The organism is Albidovulum sp. (genome assembly GCF_049646345.1).
In the GTDB taxonomy this organism is placed as follows: Bacteria; Pseudomonadota; Alphaproteobacteria; order Rhodobacterales; family Rhodobacteraceae; genus Albidovulum.
Genome location: NZ_JBARVQ010000138.1, coordinates 1 through 2,815, shown reverse-complemented (window position 1 = coordinate 2,815; position 2,815 = coordinate 1). Strand labels below are relative to the sequence as shown.

General features: G+C 62.3%; 2 protein-coding genes and 1 pseudogene. All 3 read right to left on the bottom strand.

What is annotated here, in order from left to right:
• On the bottom strand, positions 1–1,469 hold a 1,469-nt coding region (gene pgi, locus WBB85_RS03430), incomplete at its 3' end, for a glucose-6-phosphate isomerase (protein ID WP_432637219.1).
• Positions 1,470–1,473: 4 nt separating this feature from the next.
• Entirely contained in the window at positions 1,474–2,148 is a 675-nt protein-coding gene (gene pgl, locus WBB85_RS03425; RefSeq protein ID WP_432637218.1) for a 6-phosphogluconolactonase, read from the bottom strand.
• Positions 2,145–2,815: pseudogene (locus tag WBB85_RS03420) on the bottom strand (glucose-6-phosphate dehydrogenase); the annotation flags it as partial. The gene pgl and the pseudogene WBB85_RS03420, both read right to left, overlap by 4 nt.

The following is a 2,815-nucleotide window of genomic DNA, read 5'->3' as shown; positions in this document are numbered from 1 at the left end:
ATCCCAAGGATCACGCCTTCAACAAACACGCGGTGCTCGTAAAGGGCTATGATCTGGCCCAGCACGAAAGGTGTCAGGACCGGATAGACCAGCGTCACAGACGGCCGGTTCCCGGGGAAAACCCGGTGGCGCGCCTGCCGGTCAAGCTCCGGGTCGACCAGACCACGGGACGCCATGATCGCCCGGGCCTCCTCCAGCGTTCTGCCACGCAACAGCGCCTCTGACTGCGCCAGACAATTTGCGATCAGCAATCGATGCTGGTGCATGAGTTCCGGTTCGTGCCCCTGAACGCCCACCATGAATTCGCAGGGGATCACCCGCGTTCCCTGATGGATCAACTGGTAGAACGCGTGCTGTCCATTCGTTCCCGGCTCGCCCCAGACGACGGGCCCCGAGTTCATCACGAGATCGGCACCATCCATCGACACGCGCTTGCCGTTCGATTCCATTTCAAGCTGCTGCAAATAGGCCGGTAGCCGCAACAGACGCTGTTCATACGGCAAGACCGCGCGGGTCGCATAGCCGCAGATCTGGTTGTGCCAGATACCGGTCAGGGCCAGCATCACCGGCAGGTTCCGCGATGGTTCAGCGCTTTGAAAATGCCGGTCCATCGCCTGCCCGCCGCGCAGGAAATCACGAAAATCGCCCGCTCCGACCGCAATCATCAACGACAGCCCGATCGGACCCCAGACCGAATAGCGCCCGCCGACCCAGTCCTCGAATCCAAAAACGCACTCTGGATCAATGCCATAGGCCGTTGTCTTATCAACAGCCGAAGACAGCGCTGCCATATGTCCGCCGATCTGCGCTTCGCCCACTCCGGCCGAAAGCCAAGCGCGCGCTGTATCAGCATTGGTCATCGTTTCGATCGTGGTGAAGGTCTTGGAGGCGATGATGACCAGCGTCGTGGCCGGGTCGAGCCCCCTCAGGACATCATGCACATGGGCGCCATCGACGTTCGATACGAAATGGCATCTCGGCCCGTCATGATACGGCGCAAGCGCAAGGACGGCCATCGCCGGGCCCAGATCGGATCCACCGATACCAATATTGACCACGTCGGTGAAACTGCCCCCACCCGGCGGGCTGATTGCGCCCGTGCGAAGGCCGCCGGCAAAGGCCTCCATCCGTTCCAAGGTGTTCAGGACCGCTGGCATGACATCCGCGCCATCCACCAGAACCGTTCCGCCATCAAGGTTGCGCAACGCGGTGTGAAGCACCGCGCGCCCCTCGGTTTCGTTGATCTTCCGACCGCCAAACATCGCGTCCCGGCGTTCAGCCAGCCCGGCGGCCTCGGTCAGCCCGATCAGAAGCTGGCGGGTCTCGGCATCGATATTCGTCTTCGAATAATCAAACAGCAGCCCATCTGCCAGGGCCGAGAAATCTTCCGCCCGGCCGTCATCGAACAGACTAAGGATCGCCCGGTCCCTGACCGCGTCGTGCTTGTCGTGCAGCGCCTTCCAACTCATCTCTCTACTCCGCCCAGTGAACGGTTGCTTCACCCAGCACCACCGAGACCGGCGCCAGCATCGGGTCGTCAATGCTGCGCGCCTTTCGCAGCGCATCGAGTTTTTCCCGCCCGGTGATCACGATATGGGTGTGGATCGCTCCGGCCAGCACCGGCGCGCTCAGCGTGACGCGCGGCTCCGGCGCGCCGGGCGCGCGCATCGGCACGAGAACCGGTGCATCGTCCGACATGGCCTCTGCCAGCCGATCGGCCCCCGGAAACAGCGAGGCAGTGTGCATATCGGCCCCCATGCCAAGCAAGAGCACCGTGATAGGCAGATGTGGCGCGATCGCCGCGGCAAGCTCTTCCAACCGATCTTCCGGAGCTTCAGCCTCGGCGTAGAGCGGCAGATAGTGCGCCGCCGCCGCACGGTCGACAAGCAGACGCCGACGCAATAGCCCGGTATTCGACCGCTCAGACGTTTCTGGTACCCAGCGTTCGTCACTCAGCATGACCCGAACCTGATCCCAATGCAGATCGACAGCCGACAGCGTATCGAATATCGGCCCCGGCGTGGTTCCCCCCGGCACCACGAACAATGGCGTCTCGCCGATCCTGGTCGCCTCCGCCAACTGGCCCGCCACCTCATTGGCAACCTCGATCATCATCATTTCGCGGTCAGCATATTCTATGACGTTCATTCGCGAAGCTCCCTCCAGCGGCGCCCGTCGCGATGCATCATCATGCCGGCATCCTCCGGCCCCGAGCTTCCAACATCATAGGGTTTGGGCACGTCGTGGCGGTCCTCCCAGCCCTGGATGATCGGATCAGTCCAGGCCCAGGCCGCCTCGACTTCATCGCCGCGCATGAAAAGCGTCTGGTTGCCGCGGATCACATCCATGATCAGCCGTTCGTAAGCGTCCGGCACATCTTCGATCTCATCCCCCAATGCATCGGCAAAAGCCATGTCCAGTGGAACGTCGATCAGCCGCATCCCACCTGGTCCCGGCTCCTTGATGGTAACGCCAAGCGTCATGCCTTCGTTGGGTTGCAAGCGGATCGACAGGATATTGCGGTGACGGCCGGCCTCCTGCCCAAAGATCAGGTGCGGCGCATCCTTGAAGACCACCGCGATTTCGGATGTCCGCGTCCGCAATTTCTTGCCTGTGCGCAGGTAGAAGGGCGTCCCGGCCCAGCGCCAGTTCGAGATGTGGCACTTCAGCGCCACGAAACTCTCGGTCCGGGTCTTGGGATCCCCTGCATCCTCGCGGAAAGACGGTTCGCTCGGGGTCTTGTCATACTGGCCGCGCACGATGTGATGCAGGTTGACCGGCTCGAGCGCCCGGATCACCTTGAGCTTTTCGTCAC